This window comes from Micromonospora noduli, assembly GCF_003264475.1.
GTDB lineage: Bacteria > Actinomycetota > Actinomycetes > Mycobacteriales > Micromonosporaceae > Micromonospora > Micromonospora noduli.
Genome location: NZ_PYAC01000001.1, coordinates 172,545 through 195,934, shown reverse-complemented (window position 1 = coordinate 195,934; position 23,390 = coordinate 172,545). Strand labels below are relative to the sequence as shown.

At 69.4% G+C, this 23,390-nt stretch carries 19 protein-coding genes and 1 pseudogene; 11 read left to right on the top strand and 9 right to left on the bottom strand.

Features of this window, described 5'->3' with window-relative positions; genetic code table 11:
- Nucleotides 1-37 precede the first annotated feature (37 nt).
- The 4 genes from MED15_RS00890 to MED15_RS00875 are packed head-to-tail and all read left to right on the top strand — an operon-like array spanning nucleotide 38 to nucleotide 4,308.
- Nucleotides 38-1,189, top strand: coding sequence for a Gfo/Idh/MocA family protein (locus tag MED15_RS00890; RefSeq protein ID WP_112734571.1), 1,152 nt, complete (start codon nucleotides 38-40; stop codon nucleotides 1,187-1,189).
- On the top strand, nucleotides 1,186-2,337 hold the full coding sequence (locus MED15_RS00885; RefSeq protein ID WP_112734570.1) for a dihydrodipicolinate synthase family protein: 1,152 nt from the start codon (nucleotides 1,186-1,188) through the stop codon (nucleotides 2,335-2,337). The genes MED15_RS00890 and MED15_RS00885 overlap by 4 nt, the downstream gene beginning before the upstream one ends.
- The gene (locus MED15_RS00880) at nucleotides 2,334-3,137 is read left to right on the top strand and encodes a sugar phosphate isomerase/epimerase family protein (protein WP_112734569.1); all 804 of its coding nucleotides are present in this window, start codon (nucleotides 2,334-2,336) and stop codon (nucleotides 3,135-3,137) included. The genes MED15_RS00885 and MED15_RS00880 overlap by 4 nt, the downstream gene beginning before the upstream one ends.
- On the top strand, nucleotides 3,130-4,308 hold the full coding sequence (locus MED15_RS00875) for a purine-cytosine permease family protein (RefSeq protein WP_112725094.1): 1,179 nt from the start codon (nucleotides 3,130-3,132) through the stop codon (nucleotides 4,306-4,308). Before MED15_RS00880 ends, MED15_RS00875 begins: the two co-directional genes overlap by 8 nt.
- A 201-nt stretch (nucleotides 4,309-4,509) precedes the next feature.
- Here the strand turns inward: MED15_RS00875 and MED15_RS00870 are convergent, their stop codons facing one another.
- A complete protein-coding gene (locus MED15_RS00870; protein ID WP_112734568.1) occupies nucleotides 4,510-5,469 on the bottom strand; it encodes a DUF4034 domain-containing protein in 960 nt (319 codons plus the stop codon).
- Between the two features lie 267 nt (nucleotides 5,470-5,736).
- Between MED15_RS00870 and MED15_RS34445 the strand changes: the two genes are divergently transcribed.
- Both MED15_RS34445 and MED15_RS33330 read left to right on the top strand, forming a co-directional pair.
- Entirely contained in the window at nucleotides 5,737-8,808 is a 3,072-nt protein-coding gene (locus MED15_RS34445; protein ID WP_112734567.1) for a S8 family serine peptidase, read from the top strand.
- A 194-nt stretch (nucleotides 8,809-9,002) separates the two neighbouring features.
- Complete coding sequence (locus MED15_RS33330) at nucleotides 9,003-9,251, top strand: hypothetical protein (protein ID WP_167457542.1); 249 nt, start codon at nucleotides 9,003-9,005, stop codon at nucleotides 9,249-9,251.
- Between the two features lie 174 nt (nucleotides 9,252-9,425).
- Here MED15_RS33330 and pyrE read toward each other — a convergent pair whose 3' ends face one another.
- Nucleotides 9,426-9,950: an orotate phosphoribosyltransferase gene (gene pyrE / locus MED15_RS00855; protein WP_112699373.1), complete on the bottom strand. Its 525-nt coding sequence runs from the start codon at nucleotides 9,948-9,950 to the stop codon at nucleotides 9,426-9,428.
- 82 nt (nucleotides 9,951-10,032) lie between these two features.
- Nucleotides 10,033-10,677, bottom strand: a complete 645-nt coding sequence (locus MED15_RS00850; RefSeq protein WP_112734565.1) for an alpha/beta fold hydrolase — start codon at nucleotides 10,675-10,677, stop codon at nucleotides 10,033-10,035.
- A 199-nt stretch (nucleotides 10,678-10,876) separates the two neighbouring features.
- Between MED15_RS00850 and MED15_RS00845 the strand changes: the two genes are divergently transcribed.
- The gene (locus MED15_RS00845; RefSeq protein ID WP_112734915.1) at nucleotides 10,877-11,344 is read left to right on the top strand and encodes a nuclear transport factor 2 family protein; all 468 of its coding nucleotides are present in this window, start codon (nucleotides 10,877-10,879) and stop codon (nucleotides 11,342-11,344) included.
- A gap of 24 nt (nucleotides 11,345-11,368) precedes the next feature.
- On the opposite strand, the pseudogene MED15_RS00840 reads toward MED15_RS00845, so the two are convergent.
- Both MED15_RS00840 and MED15_RS00835 read right to left on the bottom strand, forming a co-directional pair.
- Nucleotides 11,369-11,764: pseudogene (locus MED15_RS00840) on the bottom strand (SDR family NAD(P)-dependent oxidoreductase); the annotation flags it as partial.
- Between the two features lie 495 nt (nucleotides 11,765-12,259).
- Nucleotides 12,260-15,724, bottom strand: coding sequence for a ThuA domain-containing protein (locus tag MED15_RS00835; protein WP_112734564.1), 3,465 nt, complete (start codon nucleotides 15,722-15,724; stop codon nucleotides 12,260-12,262).
- A gap of 233 nt (nucleotides 15,725-15,957) precedes the next feature.
- On the opposite strand from MED15_RS00835, the gene MED15_RS00830 reads away from it, so the two are divergent.
- Nucleotides 15,958-16,803 carry an SAM-dependent methyltransferase gene (locus tag MED15_RS00830; protein ID WP_244220321.1) on the top strand — a complete coding sequence of 282 codons (846 nt, stop codon included), beginning with the start codon at nucleotides 15,958-15,960 and terminating at the stop codon, nucleotides 16,801-16,803.
- Here the strand turns inward: MED15_RS00830 and MED15_RS00825 are convergent.
- Nucleotides 16,800-17,315 (bottom strand): hypothetical protein, encoded by a 516-nt coding sequence (locus tag MED15_RS00825; protein WP_112725101.1) that lies wholly within the window; start codon nucleotides 17,313-17,315, stop codon nucleotides 16,800-16,802. The genes MED15_RS00830 and MED15_RS00825 overlap by 4 nt on opposite strands.
- A 168-nt stretch (nucleotides 17,316-17,483) precedes the next feature.
- On the opposite strand from MED15_RS00825, the gene MED15_RS00820 reads away from it, so the two are divergent.
- Complete coding sequence (locus tag MED15_RS00820) at nucleotides 17,484-18,035, top strand: SMI1/KNR4 family protein (protein ID WP_112725102.1); 552 nt, start codon at nucleotides 17,484-17,486, stop codon at nucleotides 18,033-18,035.
- Between the two features lie 237 nt (nucleotides 18,036-18,272).
- Here the strand turns inward: MED15_RS00820 and MED15_RS00815 are convergent, their stop codons facing one another.
- Nucleotides 18,273-18,809 carry a hypothetical protein gene (locus MED15_RS00815; protein ID WP_146766668.1) on the bottom strand — a complete coding sequence of 179 codons (537 nt, stop codon included), beginning with the start codon at nucleotides 18,807-18,809 and terminating at the stop codon, nucleotides 18,273-18,275.
- 38 nt (nucleotides 18,810-18,847) lie between these two features.
- Nucleotides 18,848-19,975 (bottom strand): FAD-dependent oxidoreductase, encoded by a 1,128-nt coding sequence (locus MED15_RS00810; RefSeq protein WP_112734560.1) that lies wholly within the window; start codon nucleotides 19,973-19,975, stop codon nucleotides 18,848-18,850.
- A 22-nt stretch (nucleotides 19,976-19,997) separates the two neighbouring features.
- On the opposite strand from MED15_RS00810, the gene MED15_RS00805 reads away from it, so the two are divergent.
- Nucleotides 19,998-20,723, top strand: coding sequence for a TetR/AcrR family transcriptional regulator (locus tag MED15_RS00805; RefSeq protein WP_244220320.1), 726 nt, complete (start codon nucleotides 19,998-20,000; stop codon nucleotides 20,721-20,723).
- Between the two features lie 156 nt (nucleotides 20,724-20,879).
- On the top strand, nucleotides 20,880-21,698 hold the full coding sequence (locus tag MED15_RS00800; protein WP_167457541.1) for a hypothetical protein: 819 nt from the start codon (nucleotides 20,880-20,882) through the stop codon (nucleotides 21,696-21,698).
- Nucleotides 21,699-21,731: 33 nt separating this feature from the next.
- Here MED15_RS00800 and MED15_RS00795 read toward each other — a convergent pair whose 3' ends face one another.
- Complete coding sequence (locus tag MED15_RS00795; protein WP_112734559.1) at nucleotides 21,732-23,285, bottom strand: NAD(P)/FAD-dependent oxidoreductase; 1,554 nt, start codon at nucleotides 23,283-23,285, stop codon at nucleotides 21,732-21,734.
- Nucleotides 23,286-23,390 lie beyond the last annotated feature (105 nt).

Genomic DNA, 23,390 nt, shown 5'->3' with positions numbered 1-23,390 from the left:
CGCGGATCGGCACGACCAGCACGACGGAAGGAACACCATGACCCGCAGGTCGATCGGCATCATCGTCAACGGCGTGACCGGACGGATGGGCTACCGGCAGCATCTCGTCCGGTCGCTGCTGGCCATCCGCGAATCCGGTGGTGTGGCGCTTGCCGACGGCACGACCATCTGGCCGGAACCGGTCCTGGTCGGGCGTAACGAGACGAAGCTCCGGGAGCTCGCCGAGCGGCACGGGCTGACCGACTGGACCACCGACCTGACCTCGGCGCTGGCCCGCGACGACGTCGACATCTACTTCGACGCGCAGGTCACCCAGCAACGGGAGAAGGCGATCCGGCAGGCCATCGAGGCCGGCAAGCACATCTACACGGAGAAGCCGCTGGCCGAGGACACCGCGGCGGCCCTCGACCTGGCCCGGGCGGCCGACGCGGCCGGCGTCCGCACCGGTGTCGTGCAGGACAAGCTCTTCCTGCCCGGTCTGCGCAAGCTCAAGCGCCTCATCGACGGTGGCTTCTTCGGCCGGATCCTCTCGGTGCGCGGCGAGTTCGGGTACTGGGTCTTCGAGGGCGACTGGCAGCCCGCTCAACGGCCGTCGTGGAACTACCGGACCGAGGACGGCGGCGGCATCGTGGTCGACATGTTCCCGCACTGGCACTACGTGCTGGAGGAGCTGTTCGGCCGGGTCACTGCCGTCTCCTGTGTGACAGCCACCCACGTGCCCGAACGGGTCGACGAGGCCGGTCACCCGTATGCCGCCACCGCCGACGACGCCGCGTACGCCACCTTCGAACTCGACGGCGGGGTGATCGCGCAGATCAACTCCTCCTGGGCCGTGCGGGTGTACCGCGACGAACTGGTGGAGTTCCAGGTCGACGGCACGGAGGGCAGCGCGATCGCCGGCCTGCGCAACTGCCGTGTGCAGCATCGGGCGGTCACCCCGAAGCCGGTGTGGAACCCGGACCTGCCGGCCACCGAGGACTTCCGCGCCCAGTGGGCCGAGGTGCCCGACAACGAGGAGTTCGACAACGGCTTCAAGGTGCAGTGGGAGGCGTACCTGCGGCACGTGGTGTCCGGCGAGCCGTTCCGGTGGGACTTCCTGGCCGGCGCGCGCGGCGTGCAGCTCGCCGAGCTGGGCCTGCGCTCGGCCCGCGAGGGCGGTCGCATCGAGGTGCCGGAGCTGCGCTCATGACCGCCGAGGTGGTGCTGCCGGGCGGGCGACGGCATCGGCTCACCGGGGGTGGCGGCTTCGCCCGACCGGACGCGCCGGCGACCAGCCGGATCGCGTACGCCGCCGCGCACGTGGTCGCCGACCCGGGCGCGGAGAACGTGCCGGGTGCCCCGGCCGCAGTGGACTGGGACACCACCCTCGCCTTCCGACGGCATCTCTGGTCGTACGGGCTGGGGGTCGCCGAGGCGATGGACACCGCCCAGCGGGGGATGGGGCTCGACTATCCGGCCACCCGTGAGCTGATCCGGCGCAGCGCCGCCGAGGCCCGCGCGGTCGACGGGCGGATCGTCGCCGGGGTCGGCACCGACCAGCTGCCGGTCGGCCCGGCCACCCTGGCGGCGGTCACCGCCGCGTACGCCGAGCAGCTCGACGACGTCCGCGCCGCCGGTGCCCGGCCGGTGCTGATGTGCAGCCGGCACCTGGCCGCCGCCGCGCGCGGCCCCGAGGACTACCTGCGGGTGTACGACGAGCTGCTGAGCGCCGCCGACGAACCGGTGGTGCTGCACTGGTTGGGTCCGATGTTCGACCCGGCGTTGACCGGCTACTGGGGTGCTGTGGACCTGGACCTGGCCGCCGACACGGTGATCGAGCTGATCAAGGCGCACCAGTCCAAAGTGGACGGCATCAAGGTGTCGCTGTTGGACGCCGACCGGGAGGTCGCGTTGCGCCGCCGCCTGCCGGCCGGGGTACGCCTCTACACCGGTGACGACTTCCACTACCCGGACCTGATCCGCGGTGACGAGGTGGGTCACTCCGACGCGCTGCTCGGGGTGTTCGCGGCCATCGCGCCGGCCGCCGCCGCCGCGCTGGCAGCCCTGGACCGGGGGGACCTGACGGCGTACGACGAGATCTTCGGTCCCACCGTGCCGCTGGCCCGGCACCTGTTCGCGGTGCCGACCTGGCACTACAAGACGGGGATCGTGTTCCTGGCCTGGTTGGCCGGGCACCAGGACCATTTCACGATGGTCGCTGGCGCGCAGTCCGGCCGGTCTCCGGCGCACCTGGCCACGCTGCTCACCCTGGCCGACGCGGCCGGGCTGCTGCCTGACGCCGACCTGGCCGCAGCCCGCGCCCGGGCCTTCTTCACCGTCGCGGGGGTGGAGCAGTGAGCCTCGCGCGGTTCTCGTTCAACCAGGCGACCGCCCAGCGCTGGCCGCTGCCCGAGGTGGTGGCCGGGTGCGTGGCGGCCGGTGTGCCGGGCATCGGCCTGTGGCGGGAGCCGGTGGCCGAGTACGGGTTGGCCCGCTCGGCGAAACTGGTCCGCGACGCCGGCCTCGCCGTCACGTCGCTGTGCCGGGGCGGGTTCTTCTCCGCCGACGGCTGGCGCGCCGAGAACCTGCGGGCCATCGAGGAGGCCGCCGCCCTCGGCGCCCCGGAGCTGGTGCTGGTCTCCGGTGGGCTGCCCGGCGGCAGCCGGGACATCGACGGCGCGCGGCGTCGGGTCGCCGACGCCATCGGCGAGCTGGCCCCGCACGCCGAGGCCGCCGGGGTACGGCTGGCCATCGAGCCGCTGCACCCGATGTTCGCCGCCGACCGGTGCGTGATCGCCACCCTCGGCCAGGCGCTGGACATCGCCGAGAGGTTCGACCCGGCGGTGGTCGGCGTGGTCGTGGACGCCTACCACGTCTGGTGGGACGACACGGTGTACGCGCAGATCGCGCGGGCCGCCGCCCGGATCGCCGCGTTCCAGGTCTGCGACTGGGTGACCCCGCTGCCGGAGGGGGTGCTGCTCGGCCGGGCGTTGCCCGGTGACGGCTGCATCGAGCTGCGTCGGCTGCGCGAGGCGGTGGACGCGGCCGGCTACGTCGGGCCGATCGAGGTGGAGGTCTTCTCCGCCGAGGTGTGGGCGCGTCCGGGCGCGGAGGTGCTCGACGCGGCGATCGCCGGCTACCTGCGCCACGTTGCCTGACGTCCCCGAACGGCGGTGGCCGGCGGCGGTCGGCGCCTGGCTGGGGATCGGCACCGCACCCGCCACGCTGGTGCTCGGCGCGGCGATGGCCGCCCGACACGGCGGCGCGGTGCCGGTGGCCGGGCTGCTGGTCGGCGGGGTGCTGATGGCGGCCCTGCTCTGGGGGCAGGGCCGGATCGGGCTGCGCCGACCGCTCGGCGACGGCGGGACGTTGACCGCGGTGCTGCCCGCGTACCTGGGGGACACCTCGCGGCTGCTGCTGGCGGCGGTGCTGGCCGTGTCGATGGTCGGTTGGAACGGGTTCAACGTCGGGCTCGGCGGGGCCTCGCTGGCCGCGCTGACCCACCTGCCGGGCTGGGCCGGGCCGGTGCTGCTGGAGGTGGCGGTCCTCGCCGTGTCCTGGGCGCCGGCCCGGCTCGGCAACCGGGTCGCGGTGGTCACCACGCTCAGCGCGGTGGTGCTGGTCGGCTGGTGCCTGACGGCGCTTCCACCACCCGGTGCGCCGGTCCGCCTCGCCGGCGGCGGGCTCGCCGACGCCGCCGCGCTGATCGGGTACGCGGCCGTGTTCGCGCTGCGCGCACCGGACTTCAGCGTGGGCCTTTCCCGAAGGCGGGACCTGGCCTGGTGCGTGGGGCTGCTGATCGGGCCGGCACTGCTCGGGGTGCTCGCCGGGGCCGGCCTCTGGCTGCGGACCGGCTCGGCCGACGTCGTCGCGCTGCTCGCCGCCGGCTCGGGGCTGGCCGCGTACGCGAATCTGTTCGTCGCGGTGGCGGTCTTCGCGGCGGCGCTGACCACCACGTACTCCGGTTCCCTGGCGTTGCGTGGCCTGGCTCCCCGCCTGCCGGCGCGGGCGGCGATGCTGCTCGTCGCGGTGCTCGGCGGGATGCTGGCGGTGGCGCGGTTCGACCGGCTGGTGCTGCCCTGGCTGACCCTGCTGGCCGCCGCGTTGCCGGTGCTGGTGGTGCCGATGGCCGTGGAAGCGGCGGGCCGTCGGCGCGGTCGTGTCCCGCGTACCGTGCCCGCCTGGTGCTGGATGCCGCCGGCGCTGCTCGCGGTGGCCTGCACGCTCGCCGGGGTGGGTGTCGCCCCGCTGCTCGGGCTGGCCCTGGCCGCGGCGTGCACTGTGCTCTGGCGGCGCCTCGGCGACGCGACCTGGACGAGTAAGTCCTGACCTGGCTGACGCGGGCGGCGATGACCGTCGGTCGCGTCCGTCGGGGCGGATGCGGTATTGAGCGGTATACCTCAGAGGTATGAATATGACTCTGAGGTATGGGGCTCAACAGCACGTCGACATGCCGGGGCCAGCCAACGCGCATGCTGGAGGTCGTAGGCGATCAGGACAGCCGTAAGCCCCAGAGTGAGGCTTACTCGTCTAGGCGCTCCGGTTGGTGGCCACCCAGTCCCGGGAGACGGTGAACTTCTCGACCGGGTCGCCGAGGACCGACCACGGCCACTCGGTGACCATCCCGTCGAGCAACGCGAACACGTGCGCGGCCGCGTCGAACTCCTCGGCCAGTTCGAAGGTCAGCGCGAAGATCGCCAGCCGTGGCGCCCAGCCGGGACCGGCGGGAATGTAATCCGGGTGGAAGATCGAGTTTTCGGCGGCGGTGAGAAGCTCGGCGCGGACCTCGTCCGAGTTGAAGTACGCGTTGCCCTCTTCTACGTCGGTGGCCTCCCACCTCTCGAAGTGGGCAGCGGCCACCAGTTCGTGCAGGAGGCTGTTGGGCCCGGCCGCCGCGGCGGCGCTCCGTGCGAAGTCGAACATCTCCTCGTGGCTGCCGGACCACTTCTTACACAGATACTGCAACCGCTGCTCGTGCGCGACCACGTGCCCCGGGTGGAGTCGCGTCACCGCCTCGAAGCGCTGTTGAGCCTCCGCCGCTCCGATGCCCAGGCCCCGGGCGCTGGTGACCAGCCAGGCTCGTGCGGTGACGTTGTCGGGTTCCTGGGCGAGCACCTTCTCCAACAACTCTTCGGCGTACTGCAACCGCTCATGGAACGCCTTGAACTGGGCAGCGGCGGTGTACTTGGCCCGCTTGCCGCCACGTGCCTCCCACGCCCAGTGGACCGCGTGACAACCGGCGACCAGCACGGGCAGCGTCGACTCGGGCTCGGCGTCGATCCAGTCGCCGATCCAGTCCTGGATCCCGTCGACCCCGCCGACCGCCTCCATGAGGAAGGCCATCTCGTCCGGATCGGCGGCCATGGTGAGCAGTTCCCGGGCGAACTTCCACCTGCGCTTCTCCAACGCCCGGATCAGGGCCTTCCGGTGCGGGTCACCATAGGTCGGGTCCAGTACCGGGGCCTTTGACCGCTTGATGAATGACCACATGCCACCGAACCCCCATGTCGTACGCCAGGTGGCCGCTGATACTAGATGATCACGCGGCCTGCGGCTGACCGATGCGCTCAGCGGTGGCGGAGCCGACTCGTGGGGCTGGGCCGCATCGCCGAGGCGTTGTGATCTTATACGCACCAGTGATCCGTAACACCGCGCAAATCTTCGATTAACCGTCGTGGACTTGGGTGGGGGAGCGCTCCCAGTGCGGGTCGCGATCAATGAGAAACGCTCCACAAGGGAGCAACCGAAAGGAGCCTCGTGGCTACAGGCACGAGCGGAAACAGGCTGCGAAGACTGGCGATACCTACGCTGGTCGTCGCCCTGATCACCGGTACCACCGGTGTAGCGGGAACGGCGTCGGCGGCACCCGCCGGGTCGTCGGGCAACGGCAGTGGCACCGGCTACTTCACCGCCGGGTCCGACCGGAAGGTCACCCTGACCGACGGGGCCGACCGCCGACCCGGCGGCAACCGTGCGGCCACCCCGAAGGCAGCCGTCGACGAGACCGGCTCCGGCATGTACGTCGTCGAGTTGGCCGAGGACCCGTTGACCACGTACACCGGTGGGGTGTCCGGTCTGGCGCGGACCCGCCCGGCAGCGGGTAACCGGCTGGACGTGACGTCGACGCCGTCGCAGGCGTACCGCCGGCACCTCGACACGCAGCGGGGGGCCGTCGCCGCCGCGGCCGGGGTCACTGTCAACGCCGTCTACACCGCCGCCTTCAACGGGTTCTCGGCGAAGTTGACCGCCCAGCAGGTGAGCACGTTGCGGGCGGACAAGCGCGTCCGCGCCGTGACCGCCTCGCGGGCCCTCGGCACCCCCTCGGCGCCGCCCGCCGCGACCACGCCGACCGAGGCCAACCCGACGCCCGCCACCCCCGGTGGCGCGGACCAGTCGGCGCCGACGGACCGCTCCGGCCGGCCGGCCAAGCCCGGCCCCGGCACGGGCGCGGGCATGGTGATCGGCGTCCTGGACACCGGCATCTGGCCGGAGAGCGCGTCGTTCGCCAAGAAGATGCCCGCCCCCGCGACCTGGCACGGCACCTGCCAGACCGGGGTCGCCTTCGTGGCCGAGCACTGCAACGGCAAAATCGTCGGTGCCCGCTACTTCGCCGACTCGTGGCTCGCCGGCGGTGGTTCGGTGCCCGAGGGCGAGTTCCTGTCCCCCCGCGACGCGGCCGGGCATGGCACCCACACCGCCTCCACGGCGGCCGGCCTGCCGATCTCGAACGTCACGATCGACGGTCGCCGCTTCGGTCCCGTCTCCGGGGTGGCACCGGACGCCCAGATCGCCGTCTACAAGGTGCTCTGGGGCGGCATGGGCTACGACGCCGACATCATCGCCGGCATCGACGCGGCCGTCGCCGACGGCGTGCAGGTGCTGAACTTCTCGATCGGTTCGCAGCTCGGCGACTGGGAGGCCAACACCCCGATCGGCATCGCCTTCCTCAACGCCACCCTGGCCGGGATCTTCGTGGCGGCGTCGGCGGGAAACACCGGCATCGTGAGCGGGGCCATCAGCAACGCGGCACCCTGGGTGACCACTGTCGGCGCGGCGGTGACCAAGCTCGACGAGGCCACCGTGAAGCTGGGCGACGGCACGAAGCTGGTCGGCGGCTCGCTGGACGCCCTGCCCGGCGGTGACGCACGGCCGCTGGTCTTCGGTGAACAGGCCGGCTCCCCGGATCTGGGCGCGGTCTACTGCGAACCCGGCAGTCTCGACCCTGCCAAGATCAAGGGCAAGGTGGTCGCCTGCGCGCTGTCCGACATGTTCGGGTCCGCCGCCGAGATCAAGGCCAAGGGCGGGGCGGCGATGGTGGTGTTCGACCCGGTCGGCAACTACCGGATCAACTCCATCTTCAACTTCCCGGTGGTCTACCTGCCGACCGAGAAGCAGGCCGGCACGCTGTTCAACTACCTGATGCGCCACCCCACCGACGCGACCGTGTCGTTGCGCACCGGCGGTGACGGCTCCAGCGTCCCGGGCATACCGAGCGTGGCGGACTTCTCCTCCACCGGCCCGGACAAGGTGACCTACGGCGTCTTCAAGCCGGACCTGGTCGCCCCGGGGTCGGACATCATCGCCGCGGTCTCACCGGCGGGCAACTTCGGGCGACAGTACGACGCGTACTCCGGCACCTCGATGGCCTCGCCGTACGTTGCCGGCGCGGCAGCAGTCCTGCACGCCACGCATCCGGACTGGTCGCCGGGCAGAGTCGCCTCGGCGTTGCGGACCACCGCCACCGACACCGTTGGCACCAGCAACCCTCTGGACCAGGGCAGCGGCTTCATCAACCTGGCCGGGGCCACCGACCCGGGACTGGTCATCGAGCCGACGGCGGCGGAGCTGACCAAGTTCAGCGAGACGGCCGCACCCGACGGCAAGGAACTCAACCTGCCGGCCATCTCGTTGCGCGAGTACGACGGGACCCGCCCGGTGACCCTCACCCGCACCCTGACCAATGTGGGCAAGGCGCGGGAGACCTACCGTTCGTCGGTGTCCGGTCTGCCCGGCATGAAGGCCACCGTGTCGCCGGCGTCGGTGACCCTGGCGCCCGGCAAGTCCGCGACTGTCACCATCACGCTGCGTCGGGGCAGCGCGCCCTGGGACCGGTACGTGACCGGGTCAATCACCTGGCAGGGTAAGGCCCACAGCGTCCGGATCCCGGTCGCCGCCCGTCCGTGGGGCATCTCGGCCCGGCCGTACGCGGACGACGGCGAGGAGTTCGCCCGGATGGCCAACGGCGCCTTCGGCATGGTCCAGCCGGGCTTCACCGGCCCGCTCGTCGGTCGCAGCACCGGCTACACCCCGATGCGGCGCACGTCGTACTCGATGCCGGCCGGCGTCTACGGGGGCGTGTTCGACCCGAGCGCCACCGGAGTGAAGAAGGTCGACTTCACGGTGCCGGCGAACACCGCCGGCATTGTCATCGAGGCCAACACCGCCGACCCGAACACGAACCTTGATCTCTACCTGTACAAGGGCGACAAGCTCATCTACAGCAGTGACAGGTTCTGGACCAGTGCCGAGCAGGCGTACAAGTTCCTGCCCGAGCCGGGGCGCTACACCGCGTACGTGTTCGCACAGTACCCCGGTGGTCCCGTCGTCGACTTCGAGCTGGGCCACGCCATCATCGGCCGTAACGCCACGTATTCCGGTGCCACCCTCACGCTGCCCTCCACCTCGGAGCGCGGTCAGGGCTTCAACTTCACCCTGAAGCCGAACAAGCCGCTTCCCGAGGGCGACTTCTGGGCGTACACCGAGTACAGCACCAACGGCACTGTGGTCCCCGGCAACCTCGTCTACACCCAACAGAGTTCCTGGCAGTAACCGTTCAACCGGGCGTGGGGCGGCGCCGACGTGCACCGCCCCACGCCCGGCACCACCGACCAGGTGGTGACGTACGCCAGCGGCCGGCACGGCCGCGGACGACGCAGGCTTTATCGCCGTGCCCGCTCTCGTCGCCCAGCCTGATACCTTCTGACCCGACTTGAGTAACGCTCCTATTCGCCCCAGTCGAGTTGATGACCGGGTACGCCGACCGTCCGGCCGTACTCCACGGCGGCGTCTCTTCCCGCGCGATCACCTTTGGTATAGCGGAAGACCCGACCGGGGAAAACGACGACGTGATCATCCCCTACCTCGAAGTCCGCGTACCAACCTTGATCGCTGACCAAGGATTCAGCCAGCGCCGCTGCTACCTCGTCGGCTACCTCGTCGGGCGCCTCGAAGTCCAGAAAAGTCCAGACACTCGGCTGGTCAGCCGACGTTGAAATTGATACGTCGTGCCTGCCGACTCGGACGACGCGTAGCGAAGGTACGCGCACGTCGACGCCAACGCGCAGGCTCTCGGTCAGTAGTCGTCCACGTAACATCAACCGACCTTCTCATAGCGACGACTTCACGAGAACAACTCTCATGCCGCTGGTCGAGCGGCGCCGAAGCTGTCAAGTGATCAAGGAAGCTTCGAGGTCGCTGCGGGTGAGGGCGGCGCGAAGCTGTAGTGCCTCGGCCGCGAGATTCTCACGACCGCCCTGCTCGCGGTCGATGGCGCAGACCACTGTCTCCACCTGCGCGCCGATGGACCGTAGCTGCGCGCACGATGCCAGTAGTGCGCCTCCCGTGGTGACGACGTCCTCGATCAGCACGACACGCCGCCCGTTCACCGGACCGCCCTCGGCAGCCTTGTTGGTGCCGTACTCCTTGGCGTGCTTCCGCACGAAGACTGTGGGCAGCCCCGTCAGCTGTGACATCACAGTGGCGAGAGGGATACCGCCCATCTCCATCCCCGCCAGCACATCGCACTCCGGCAGCTTGGCCACCATCGCTTCGGCGACCTCGCGCAACAGATCCGGCTGCCCTTCGAACAGGTACTTGTCGAAGTATTCCTCGCTGATCTGCCCTGACCGTAGACGGAAACGTCCGGTGAGATGGCAGGTGTCGTAGACGCGGCGCGCGAGCGGGTAGGTCATCTACTCAGCCTGGCATCTCGCCTGGATCAAGCAATCGTGCCCGTAGCCGGAGGTTCGGATCATGACGGCCGTGGTCCCGCCTTCAGGAAAGCGGGTACGCGGTGAGGTGGTCGGCGAGTTGCTTCGGGTGGCTGAGCGCCACCGCGTGGCCGCCGTCAATTTCGTCCGGGACGACGCCGAGCCGGTCGGCGGCAATCCGGCGCTGGAAGTCCGCCGGGAAGAACCGGTCCTCGCGTGCGAGGAGCACCGTCGTCGGCACGTCCGGCCAGGCCTCCAGGGGCCACGGCTCGTCCCCTTCCGCACTGACCTGGTCCCGGGTGTGTGCCGCTGCCTCGGCGACGACCTCGGTCGGGACACCGTTGTAGAACTGCTGCTCCTCGCTGAGCCCTTCCGCGCCGCGGTAACCGGTGTTGGCCCACCAGTCACCGGGCCTCTCACCGGGCTTGGGGATCATCGGCGTCAGCAGGACGATCAGCCGCACCGGCAGCTTGTCAGCAATGAGCGGTGCGGTGAACGCGCCGTACGAGTGCCCGACGACCACGAGGTCTCTCCGGTCACCGATCGCGTCGACGACCGTCTGGCAGAACTCGGCGAACCCCGCGGAACTGTCCTCGATCGGTAGCTCCGGCACCACCACGTCGTGGCCGCGGCTGGTCAGCTCGGGGACAAGGAGGTGCCAGTCCCAGGCGCTGCCCCCACCGCCGTGGATCAGAACGAAAGTCGCCATGCCCCGAAGCCTCACACACAGGTACGACACGTGCCTGTGTCGATGACGACGGTGCTCTGGATGCAGACGACGAGAGCGCTTCGGGCCAGTCAAACCGAGGTTGAGGTCAGTAGGGTGCCGTCGATGGGGTACCGGCCACCCCTGAGGTAGTCCTTGGCGTGGCTTAGGTGACATCTACCGATTGCGAAGGAAGCCCGGCATGAGCAGCCCACGCGAAACTTTCCTCCGGCTGGTGAACGGTGTTTGCGACGGTCCGTACGAAGACTTGGCCGACCTGTACGCCGAACAAACCCATGTCACGCATCCGTTCCACCCGCTCAACCCGCCGCCGCTGCGTAGCCGTAACGAACTGCACGAGCACTTCACCGCGCAGCCTCCGGTCGCCCGGACGCTGAGCCGTAAGCCAGTCGACGTGACGGTTCATGAGACTGGGGACCCGGAGGTGATTGTCGCCGAGTTTGCCTATCAGGGGCGGGTGGTCGAGACAGGTGAGGCGTTCACGGTGCCATGCGTCTTCGTGATGCGTATCCGCAATGGGCTCATCATCGAGTCCCGAGATTACATCGACCCCATCGCCAGCGCGCGGGCTTGGGGTCAACTCGACAGCCTCCTGACCGCGCTCCGTCCGCAAGAGAGCACCACCATCGAGGGGGCATCCCGACCCTGAGCAGGTGCGCCTACCGCTGCCGATCTGGATGACACGGCCCCATCCCTTGGCCCGCATCGCGGGGACTAGATGTCGGATCAGGCGGACCGAGCTGAGCACGTTGAGGTTGTACATGTCGGCCCACGCGTCGGCGTTCAGGTCGGACCACCCTGATTCGGGATCGTAGGCGCCGGCGTTGTTGACCAGGATGTCCACCTCACCGGCCTGGGTAGCCACGGCCTCGGCGCCGACGTCAGTGGTGAGGTCTCCGACCACGGCCTGACCGCGTACCTTCTGGGCGGTCTGCTCCGTTCGGGTCTGGTCCCGGCCGTGAACGACCACGGCAACGCCTTCGGCGGCCAGGACCGCCGCGATCTCCGCGCCGAGACCGCTGCTCGCACCCGTCACCAGAGCGCGCTTACCAGCAAGCTGCAAATCCATTGTCTTCCCCCGTCGCTTCCGAAACGGTCGGGCCAGTGCTCGCCGCCGTATCGGACTGTGACTCGCAGATAATGGACCTGCTAGTCCAGAATCGGTACCGCCGATCCATCCAGCCGGAGGACCTCGCGTGTCGGCACCTCAGGGCCGAGCCTCGTCGAACGGTGGGACGCCTCGCGGCGATATTGATCGAGTTGAGGCGGGCACGTCCGCGCGAGGACTTGGGGCTGGGTCAGCAAGGTTCGACCTGAACAGCTTTACCGCCGCAACCCAGATCTTGGACAGTTTCCGTTGCGCGAGAACGGAAACTGTCCAAGATCTACGTTGCCGGCTCCCCGATCAGCGTCACCGGCGCGGCCTGGGAGCATCTGACGCGCCGACGCCTCGGCTCGCCGGGCCCGTGGACTAGATCGTCTGGGCGCACCACCGTCTAGTGCTCAACCCTGCGGTGTCGAGCGGCGGCGGGCGGGTTGACCCCCGCCCGCCATCGCACGACGGTCAGGTGACCGTGATGGTCTGGTTGAGCGAGCGGGTCTCCCCGCTGGTGTAGGTGACCGTCACCCGGGCGGTGAAGGTCCCCTTGCGGGGGTAGCTGTGGGTCGTCGACCGTAGTGTCGCCCCGTGCGTGATGGCGCTGTTGTCGCCGAAGTCCCACGCGTAGTCGGTGATGCTCTGCCCGGACGGCGCCGTTGCCGTGGCGGTGAGCGTGGTGGTCAGCGGTGCGGCGCCGCCGGTCGGGTTGGCGGCCAGGGACAGCGTCCCGCCCGGCTCCTGTTTGACCCCGGCGCCGTTGAACCGCAGCCAGTCCAGGGCGAGCAGGTCCGGGGTGCCGTTGACCTGGGCGGCGTTGACGAACTTCGCGTACAGGGTGGTCGTGCCGGTGGGCTTGTTGGTCAGCGTGACGGTGGGGGAGACCAGGTTGTCCCACCCGCCGGTGGAGCCGATGGTGGCCGTGCCGATCAACGTGCCGGTGGGCGAGCCGGTGCGCAGTTCGATGGTGCCGCCGAGCCCGCCGTTGGTCACCCCGAGCGTCACCGAGCCGACGTTGCGCAGGTCCGCCGGCCCGAACGCCACCCAGTCGTTGTGGTCGACCTCGCCGAGCCGCTTGCCGGCGCGGGCGGTGGCCCGGTCGTTGACAGTGACGCCGGACTGGGCGCTGAAGTGCTCGGCCTCCTTGCTCTTCGGCTGCAACTGCACGCGGGTCGAGCCGGTCAGCGCCGGTACGCCGCCGGCCGCGCCGCCGTCGGTGTACTGCGCGGTGATCAGGGTGTAGAGGTTCTGCCCCGGCCCGTGGCCGTCACCGGCGTCCGCCTCGGTGGCGAGCAGGCCCGAGCAGCCGGTGTAGACGTCCAGCGGGTGGGCGTGTGAGTCGTGCCCGAGCTGGGTCTGCACTGTCACCTTGGCGCAGTCGATGGTGCTCTCCTCCGGGTCGGTGACCGTCACCGTGTACGGGATCTTGTCGCCGAAGTCGAAGAATCCGCCGTCGGGCACGGTGATGGTCACCGTCGGTCGGGTGTTGCCGACCACCACGTCGGTGACCGCGGTGGCGGTCAACCCGTTGCCGCTGTTGCGGACCGTCAGCCGGGCGGTGTGCTTCCCGGCCGTCGGGTAGGTGAAGCTCGGGTTGGCGGCGGTGGAGTCGGTGCTGCCGTCGTTGGTGAAGTCCCAGGCGTAGCTGAGCGCCGACCCGTCACCGGCGGACGACCCGGCCGAGGAGAACGTCACCGCGAGCGGCGTACGTCCGCTGTCCGGGGTGGCGGCGACCTTCGCGGTCGGTGGCCGCCCGTTGGCGACGTAGTCGATCCGGTAGATGCCCGCGCCGGCGTTGCTGCCGCCGCGACCGCTGCCGGTGCCCTCGCCGAAGTCGATGACGTAGAGCGAACCGTCCGGGCCGAACTCCGCCTCGAAGGGCTGGATCCAGCTCATGTTGCCGAAGATTCCGTTGATCGACTGGAGGTCACCCACTGCCGTCGGGCCGAACCGCGCGTTGCTGAAGGTCTGCGCCGTCTTGTGGATCGACAGCGTCTTGAACCACCTGCGGGTCAGCTCATAGGTGATCCACTTGCCCTCGAAGTACTCGGGGAACTTCGTGGTGCGGGTGTTGGCCGGGTCGTAGTCGTAGACCGGGCCGCTCATCGGCCCGCCACCGCCGGTGCCCAGCTCGGGGAACTGGGTGGAGGCGGAGTACGCGTACCAGACCAGCGCGGACTTCGCCGCCGGCAGGGTGGTCAGGCCGGTGTTGTTGGGGGAGTTGTTCACCGGTGCGGCGCAGTTGAACTTCGCCCCCGAGGTGTTGGTGGCGAAGTTGTAGTCGTTGAACGGGATGTTGTTGCCCACGCAGTACGGCCATCCGAAGTTGCCGGCGCTGGTGATCCGGTTGAACTCGACAGTCCCCTCCGGACCACGGTTGGGATCGGCCGCGCGGGCGTCGGGCCCGTAGTCGGCCACCAGCACCGCGTTGGTCTGCGGCTCGATGGTGATCCGGAACGGGTTGCGCATGCCCATCGCGTAGATCTCCGGCCGGGTCCTCGCGGTGCCGGCCGGGAAGAGGTTGCCGCTGGGCACTGTGTACGTACCGTCGGATTGTGGGGTGATCCGCAGGATCTTGCCGCGTAGGTCGTTGGTGTTGCCGGCGGTGCCCTGGGCGTCCCAGGCGGCGCGGCCGGCGCGTTCGTCGACCGGGGTGTAGCCGCTGGAGGCGAACGGGTCGGTGTTGTCACCGATCGCCGCGTAGAGCCGTCCGGTGGCGTCCATGGCGAGCGACCCGCCCATGTGCGAGTTGGCCCGGCCCTCACCGCGATAGGTGGGGATGGTCAGCAGACGTTTCTCCGAGGAGAGCGCGACGCTGTTGTTGGCGACAGTGAACCGGGACAGGTTGAGCTGTTTGAGGGTCTTGTCCGACCAGAGCAGGTAGATCCAGCCGTTGCTGGCGAAGTTGCGGTCCAGGGTCATTCCGAGCAGCCCGTCGGACTGGTCGGTCATGGCCGAGGTGTACGCGAAGTCCAGCAGCGTGGTGACCTGGAGGGTGTCGGAGTTGACCACCTTCAGCGCACCGGTGCGCTGGATGTAGTAGACCTTCCGGTCCGGGCCGACGGCCAACTCGAAGGGGTCGGCCAGGTTCTCGGTGACCAGCCCCACCCGTTCGAAGTTGCTGGTCTTGGTGGCCGAGCAGTCACCGGCGACCGCACCGGCCGCCCACTCGATGCCGTAGCGCAGGTGCTCCAGGAAGGTCGGGGTGCTGAACTGGGAGCTGGCGTGTCCGCCGGCGGTGAACCAGGACCGGCCGCCGTCGTAGCGCTGACACCAGGAGTACGCGTGGTCGACGCCCTCGTCCAGGCCGTTGATCCCGTCACGCACCTTGATCTGGGCGAGGGTGTGTACGTTGCCGGTCGGGTTGGTCCGCCAGTTGTACCACTCCTCGCTCTGCTCCCACAGCTCCGGCAGGTTGCGCGTGGAGGGGTGCGCCCGGTCGAGCACCTTGACCCGGCCGGGGAAGGTGCCGCCGGTGGACGAGAAGTCGGGGTGGTAGTCGAAGATCGTGCCGACCAGGCCCTCGTACCACGGCCAGTCGCGTTCGCTGGCCGAGGCGGCGTGCAGGCCGGCCCAACCGCCGCCGTTGCGGATGAACGTCTGCAACGCCGCCCGCTGGCTGGCGTTGAGCAGGTCACCCGAGGTCGGGAGGCTGTTGGTGTTGTTGAACACGAGAGCGTCGAAGGTGGCGAGGTTGGCGTCGGTGAAGGCCGCCGCGTCGGTGGTGGCGACGACCTCGAAGTTGTGGGCGGCGCCGAGCTGCTGGATCGCGGCGATGCCGGCCGGAATCGAGTCGTGGTAGAAGTTGGTGATCTTGGAGAAGACCAACACCCGGAAGCGCGGGGCGGCCTCGGCGGGCAGGGCGGTGGTGGTGCTCACCACTGTGGCGATGGAGAGCAGGATCAGGCAGAACGCACGGAGGTGTCGGGGCATGGGGGCGCTCCCTGTCGGACGGTGAGGGGTCGGAAAGCGCTTTCTCGCTGCCCGCATCACGGTACTGACAGCCAGTGACGACCGTCAATAGCCCTCTGGTAAGCGGTTTCCCGCCCCGGCGGCGTCCGCGCGTCGGCGGGCCCCACAGGCCCATGGGTACGGCTTAAGATGGCCTCTGGATACGTGCGGTGACTCTACGGATGCAGTGTGTCCCGTCGACCTGGGGAGGTCTCGTGACGGTGCCGTCCACGTCGGAATTGCCCGAGGGTCGGGGTGCCGACCGGATCGACACCACGACTGTTCATCCGGCTCGCCGCTACAACTACTGGCTCGGCGGCAAGGACAACTTCGCCGTCGACCGGGAGTCCGGCGACCAGATCGCGGCCGTCTACCCGGGGGTACGCACGCTCGCCCGGGAAAACCGGTCCTTCCTCGGCCGGGCGGTCCGGTTCCTCGCCGAGGAGGTCGGCGTCCGGCAGTTCCTCGACATCGGCACCGGCATCCCGAGCGCCGACAACACCCACGAGGTGGCCCAGTCCGTCGCCCCCGACTCCCGGGTGGTCTACGTCGACAATGACCCGATGGTGCTGGTCCACGCCCGGGCGCTGCTGACCAGCCACCCGGCCGGCGCCACCGCCTACCTGGACGCCGACCTACGCGACCCGGAGAAGATCCTCGCCGACCCGCAGCTGCACGCCACAGTGGACCTGTCCCGACCGGTGGCCCTGGTGCTCATCGCCGTGACGCACTTCCTCACCGACGACGACCGCCCACACGAGCAGGTCGCCCGCCTGCTCGACGCTCTGCCGTCGGGCAGCTGGCTGGCGCTGACCCACTTCACCACCGACCACATCCCCGCCGAGATCGTCAGGCGGATGGAAGCCGAGTTCGCCGCAGGCCGGATGAAGCAGGACGCCGTACCCCGCGACTGTGCTGAGTTCGCCCGCTTCTTCACCGGTCTGGAGCTGGCCGAACCGGGCATCGCCCCGGTCACCGAGTGGCGGCCGCAGGTGCCACCGGAGCAGCCTCCGCCCCTGGCCGACGCCTCCATCTACGGCGCGGTGGCCCGCAAGCCCTAACCCAGTCGGTGTCGGCGATACTCCGGCTCCAACTGGCCGAACGCGAGCCCGTTCTCGTCCAAGGCGTTGTACAGAGTCAGCCAGCCGTCCGGAAAGCGCAGGCCAACAGCGACGGAACCGTCCGCCAGGTCTCCGCCGGCCCATTCGAGAAGCTCGACCGCCTCCAACCGCTGCCCGCGCAGGGCAGCCAACACGGCGGGAGCGTCATCGCGCCAGACCAGCCGGAAGTCGTCCGATGTTGACCACACCGGCGGCCGGGTCACGTCCACCGAGTTCCAAGTGATCGACAGGTCATCGAACTTCTGGTGATTGACTTCCAGACGCTCCCCGGCGAAATCGAGCACCACCGGGCAGTCGGCAAACCACTCGTCGTGTTCGGCTTCCCACACGACCCACGGACTTCTCAGCGTTCGACCGACAAGCCTGGCCAGGCGTCCTCCGTGATGCCTCGCGACGCTGTCTTCCCCGTTCAACCAACGCGGTTGATATCCGTCGATGCCGAAGTCGAACACCGGCCGAGTATGCCGGCCCGAACGCCTCCGGGGCGAGCGGATCCTCCTGGAATGCTTTCAGCGACAGCTGTCCTGTCCACAGGTGGTGTCGACAGCCGTGCCACGCTTCGGCTGACGTCCAGACACCGCAGAATCGTATCGCCGGGACAACGGACGTGAGGTAGGGCGTTGACGCTGACGGAGCGCTGGATGGATGCGTGGGCCACGCAGTTGCAAGCCGCAGTCGACCGGGCTCTTCGTGATGTCGTGTCGGACTTTCCGTTCGAGGCGGACCATCATCAGGTGGGCCCGCCGGCGCCCAGGGCCGAGGTTGATCTGCTGCGGCAGCGCCTGCCGTGGATGCCGGTTGACCTTGTCGCGCTACACCAACAGGTCGGTCCGGTAACACTGCCGGACATCTGCAACGGATACTTCATCCATTCATCCAAGGAACTACTGGCACTACTTGACGTGCAGGATCGGGCGGATCGGATCGGCGAGCCGGGCGCCGACGGCATCGACGTAGTCGTTTTCGGCAGCAACGGCGGTGGTGACCTGTACGCCGAAGCGACGGCCGATGGTCGGGTCTTCCGGCTGCGCGGCGCCAGCTGTGTCGGCGGTGTCTACGCCGGAACCGAAGACGGCGTCACTGTCGCCGGCGCGGACCTTCGCGAGTTCCTGGAACGGCTTCTTATTACGGTGAACGCCTTCGCTGCGAACGGCACCATCCTCGATCTTTGAGCAGCCACAATCTCGCGGCCTTCCGGCGCGCCGCCGACCTGGCCGTGCGGGTGGAGGTGGCCGCGACGACCATCAGACGACTTTCCTGTAGCCCTACGCATCTGGGTCCCAGGCCAGGAGCCGGTCGATCGGGGAAATCCGGGACTCTCGTCACGCTCACTGTCTAGCACCGCGCCCCGGCATCCGGACAGCGGGTTTCGCCGCCACCGCTGGGGCGTCGGGCCGGGCCCTTGCCGGTCAGACAAACGGCTTCGGGTCGAAGCTGATGCCGCCCCGTTCGGCCATCCGGAGCACCCGATTGCCGTAACGCGGGGGTTGGCGCAGGTGAAGCGTGTACCCCGACGCCTGGAACCTCAGGTCCAGGTCGCGCCCCTCCAGGTGCCAGCAGGGCTCCCCTGACTGTGAGGGAGCCTCCGGGCGCAGGTCCTTCAACTCGAACGGCAGACAGATGGAGTGCAAGCTGCCGACGATGTCCCAAACGTTGTGGAAGGTCAACGTGGCCGGCGCGACCCAGAAGTGAACTTGCCGCATCGGCCCCGGATCGATCCGGCGCACGATGTAGTCGACGTCGAGATGCAGCTCCAAGGCCGACGGTGCGGTGGGGTCGAGGTCGTCGTCCTCCCGATAGTCCAGGGTCGGGTTCTCAGGCGGACCCTCGTCGTCGGTGACGGCGAGCGCGTGAATTCGGCAGTAGTCCCACGATGTCTCCACCAGGTCCTGATCCGTCAAGGTGGCCTTACGGAGACCGGACTCAGGGTGCACATCCGTCGTCATAGAACGATTATCGCCACGCGCGTGGTCAGCGCCAGATGTCACTCTTTGCGTGCGGGCTCCGCGGGTCGGGTGAAGAAGCGAACGATGTCTTCCGCCGCGGTGGGGGACAGCATCATCGCCTGGACTCGTGCGGACATTTCGGCGACCGGGTGGATCCTGCTGAACATCGACTCTTCGTACGTCCGAATCGCCGAGTTCGGGTCGGCGGGGTTGGCGGCGAGCTGGCCGGCGAGTTCCGCGGCGTCGAGCATGGCCTGGTTCGCGCCCTCGCCGACCGGTGGCATGAGGTGCGCGGCATCGCCGATGAGGGTGACGCCCGGCCGGCTGGTCCAGCGCGTACCGATGGGCATCGCCTCGATCAGGCGTGGCGTCGGCGCGCTCTCGGCGGCCTCGATGAGTGCGGTGAGGCGGGGGTTCCAGCCAGCGAACAAGTCCAGCAGTGCCTCCTTGGTGCGGTACCTGTCCAGGGGTCGGTCCTCCGCGCGCAGCGAGATCCCGACCCGGAGGCTGCCGTCGCCGAGACGTTGCGCTGCCAGGATCTGGTTCACCCCGACGCACCACAGGTTCCCGGGGCCGACCAGCTCGGCGAGATCGGGATGACGCTGGTCGACGTCCTCGACGCTCAGCTCCACGAGCGTTGCCACGTAGGACAGTTCGACGTCGGTCAGCAGTGACCGGACGACTGAGCGCGCGCCGTCCGCGCCGATGAGGATGTCGCAGCTGGTTCGGTCGCCGTCGTGGAACGTCAGTTCCCAGCCCCCGCCGGGTCGGTGGGTCGCCGCGACGACCCGGCGCCGCCAGGCAACCGTGTCGCCGGGGAGGGAGTCGAGCAGGAGGTCACGCAGTGCGCTCCGGTCGATCTCGGGTCGTCCGGAGAATGAGCCGGGTTGCGGCTCGTGGTGCACCAGAGTGCGTCCGGTCGGGTCGAGGATGCGATGTTCCTCGCCCTCGGGCCGCGCCTCAGACTGGAATCGGCCGGCGAGACCCGCCTCGGCCAGGGCCAGTTGCCCGGACTCCGGGTGTAGATCGAGGGCCCCGCCCTGGGGCCGGGCGGACCGGCTTGCCTCCCGGTCGTACACCACCGCGTCGATGCCGTGTTGGTGCAGGATCCGAGCCAGCGTCAACCCGCCGAGTCCACCACCGGCGATCGCAATTCGCGTTCTCACGGCGCTACCGTACACTGTATTGGTGGATACACCGTACGGTAGCGAGCCGCTGCCCGTCTGGGAGCGGCCCGAACCTCAGCCGCGGGCGGTGCCGGTGCCGTTGAGCCGCGAGAAGATCGCGGCCACGGCGATCCGGCTTGCCGACGCGCACGGCCTCGACGGGCTGTCACTGCGCAAGATCGCCAAAGAGCTCGGTGTCGGTCCGATGCGGCTCTACGACTACGTGATCAACAAGTCGGAGCTACTCGATCTCATGGTCGACGTCGTCTATGCCCGGATCGCCGAGGTGGGCCAGCGCTCCGGGTGGCGCGACACGGTGCTGGCCATCGCCCACGCGACCCGCGATGCCGCCCTTGACCACGAGTGGTTCTCCGACGTGCTCGGCGGACGGCCACACCTGGGACCACACGCGCTCGCCGTGGGCGAGGCGACCGCGGCGGCGCTCAGTGCGGCCCCCGGCGTGCGTGACATCGACGAACTCCAGCGGGCCGTGGGCGCCCTCAACGCCTTCGTCATCGGATCGGTCCGCAGAGAGGTCACCGAACGGCGCACCGTACGCTCCACCGGCACCGACGAAGCCGCCTTCCAGGCCAGCCTCGGTCCCTACCTCACGCGCATGCTGAAAACCGGCAGGTACCCCACAGTGGCCCGGCTCGTCATCGACGGCGCCCACCTCAACGCCGAGGAGACCTTCAACCACAACCTGACCACCATCCTGGACGGCATCACCCGCCGACGCCGACCGTGATCCGCTGGCCAGCGACTCGCCGGCCGGATGTGTCTCGCTGAGCGGTATACCTCTGAGTCATAGATATACCTCTGAGGTATACCGCTCTCCACCAACCTGACCCGCTCGACTTGCCGTACCCACAACGGCGACGCGAGTCCAGACAGGAGCCCACGAGTGGACGTCAGCCTGGCGACGAGCGCCGGCAGGGCCGATCGGTCGAACGAGGACTTCGTCGGTGCGGTTCCCGGCGCTGTCGTCCTGCTCGACGGTGCCGGCATTCCGGGCGCCGAATCGCTCTGCCTTCACGGCGTCGCCTGGTACACGCACCGCCTCGGCGGCGCGATGCTCGGCCACCTGTCGCGCGGCGACGGGCGAGAGCTCGCCGCGATTCTCGCCACCGCCATCGGCGAGATCGCCGCCGAGCACGGCGACACCTGCGACATCGCGGACCCCAGCAGCCCACAGGCCACCGTCGCGATGGTCCGCGCCCAACAGGACCGCCTGGACTGGCTCCTGCTCGCGGACTCCTTCCTCATCATCGACCAGGTCGACGCCGGCCCGGTGGTGATCACCGATGACCGCGAGGTGACTGCCCGGCGGGAATGCTCGGCGCCGCTGGCCGGCATCGCCCGGGGAACACCGGAGTACGACCGGGTGCGAGCCTCCTGCGTCACCGCGCTGCGTGCCCGCCGCAACCAACCGGGCGGCTACTGGATCGCGAAGGACGACCCGCGCGCGGCGCGGGAGGCGGTGACCGGCAGCCGGTCCCTCGCCGACCTGAACGGTGTGGCGTTGCTCAGCAACGGTGCCAGCCGCATCGTCAACCCGTACGGTCGGACCGACTGGCCGGGCGTGCTGGACCTGCTTCGGGCCGGCGGGCCGGCCGGCGTCATCGCCTGCGTCCGGCAGGCCGAGGCGCAGACCACCGGTGGCGCGGATGCGCACAGCCCGGACGACGCCACAGTGGCCCACTGCACGCACCTGCCGCGTTGAGCACCTGCTCCTGCCGCGAGAGCGTGCTCCGCTTCACGCGTGAGACGGGGGAGCTGCGACAGGGGCTCGGTCGTCCGACCCCTCCGGCACGGTGATCGGGGCCGCGATGATCCGGCTGGGCACCACCGGAGCGTCCCGGCCGGTGCCCCGCCGACTGTCGCCGCCGGAGGATTCCTCGTGGTAGTCCTGCTCGACGTTGACCGACCAGACGTCGTGCGTACTCCCTGTGGCGATGTTCTCGGCGGTGAGCATCGCGGTCAGCATCGAGTGGTCCTGGTTGTTGTAGCGGTGCATGCCGTTGCGGCCCACCGGGTGCACGTTCGGCACCGCCTCGGCCAGCCAGGCCCGGATCACGTCCACGTTGTGCTGGTAGCGCTCGTCGTACACCGGGTAGGCCTTGGGCATGCGCACGACGTAGCCGGCCTCCACCACGCCCTGTCGCACCAACTCCAACCGCTCCAGCTCCGCGGTGGCGAGGGCCACGAGGTCGGCATCCGGGGTACGCCACATCTCGTCGTCCTCGAACACGAAGTACTCCAGGCCCAGGCAGGTGCGGCCGTCCTTGACGAGGTACGGCGACCAGGAGCCGAAGTTCTGGATCCGGCCCACCCGTACCCCCGGGTCGTGCACGTAGATCCAGTTGTCCGGGAACGAGAACTCCGCCGGCACGACCAGGGCGACAGTCAAGAAGTCGCGGTAGCGCAGGTCGGCCGCGCAGGCCAGCACCTCCGGCGGCGCCGGCGGATGGAGCGCGGTCACCAGCTCCGAGATCGGCATGGACGAGATCACGTGATCGGCAGCTTCGGTACGCTGCCCGCCCGCGCCGTTGACCGTCACGCTGATCGCCCGCTGGCGGGCCGGGTCGCGGTGCACGGCGGTGACCCAACTGCCGGTGGACAGTTGCCCGCCCCGCTCGCGAACCTGCTCGGCGCAGCGCTCCCACATCATCCCGGGCCCGTACTTCGGGTACTGGAACTCCTCGATCAGGCTGGTCACGTCGGTGCGTCGACGTCGGGGCAGCAGCGCGTTGCGGATCGCCGTGGCCAGCGACAGGTTCTTGATCCGCTGCGCCGCCCAGTCGGCCTGCAGCCGGTCCGCCGGCATGCCCCAGACCTTCTCGGTGTACGTCTTGAAGAAGATCGAGTACAGCCGCCAGCCGAACCGGGCCGACACCCAGCCCTCGAAGTGTGACTGGTCCTTTGGCGGCCGCAGCCGGGCGCGGGCGTACGAGCCGAGGCAGCGGACGGCCTCGGGCAGACCCAGGTTGCGCAGCGCGTTCATGGCGCTGAGTGGGTAGTTGAACAGGGCGCCCTGGTAGAAGATGCGGCTCATCCGGGGCCGGGTCAGGAAGTCCTCGTCCGGCAGGATCTCGTGCCAGAACGCCTCCACCCGGGGCACCTTGGTGAAGAACCGGTGCCCGCCGATGTCGAACCGCCACCCGTCGCGCTCCACGGTCCGACTGATTCCGCCGACCACCTCGTCGGCCTCGAACACCTGAACCGACCGGCCGTGCCGGAGCAACTCGTACGCCGCGGTGAGCCCGGCCGGCCCCGCACCGATGACCACCGTGCCGTTCTGCTCGCTCATGCTGACGCGCTCCCTGCTCACCGCCATGATTGAGGCGCGGCGTCTACCCGCTATGGGCAGAATGTCACACTTGGTGATAGCTGGTCCTCGCTTCGGCGGGGTGCG

Excerpts from the sequence above, each read along its gene's own strand:
- MED15_RS00890 (WP_112734571.1), top strand. The coding sequence starts at position 38 with ATGACCCGCAGGTCGATCGGCATCATCGTCAACGGCGTGACCGGACGG.
- MED15_RS00885 (WP_112734570.1), top strand. The coding sequence starts at position 1,186 with ATGACCGCCGAGGTGGTGCTGCCGGGCGGGCGACGGCATCGGCTCACC.
- MED15_RS00870 (WP_112734568.1), bottom strand. The coding sequence starts at position 5,469 with ATGTGGTCATTCATCAAGCGGTCAAAGGCCCCGGTACTGGACCCGACC.
- MED15_RS33330 (WP_167457542.1), top strand. The coding sequence starts at position 9,003 with ATGACCGGGTACGCCGACCGTCCGGCCGTACTCCACGGCGGCGTCTCT.
- pyrE (WP_112699373.1), bottom strand. The coding sequence starts at position 9,950 with ATGACCTACCCGCTCGCGCGCCGCGTCTACGACACCTGCCATCTCACC.
- MED15_RS00850 (WP_112734565.1), bottom strand. The coding sequence starts at position 10,677 with ATGGCGACTTTCGTTCTGATCCACGGCGGTGGGGGCAGCGCCTGGGAC.
- MED15_RS00845 (WP_112734915.1), top strand. The coding sequence starts at position 10,877 with ATGAGCAGCCCACGCGAAACTTTCCTCCGGCTGGTGAACGGTGTTTGC.
- MED15_RS00835 (WP_112734564.1), bottom strand. The coding sequence starts at position 15,724 with ATGCCCCGACACCTCCGTGCGTTCTGCCTGATCCTGCTCTCCATCGCC.
- MED15_RS00815 (WP_146766668.1), bottom strand. The coding sequence starts at position 18,809 with ATGACGACGGATGTGCACCCTGAGTCCGGTCTCCGTAAGGCCACCTTG.
- MED15_RS00795 (WP_112734559.1), bottom strand. The coding sequence starts at position 23,285 with ATGAGCGAGCAGAACGGCACGGTGGTCATCGGTGCGGGGCCGGCCGGG.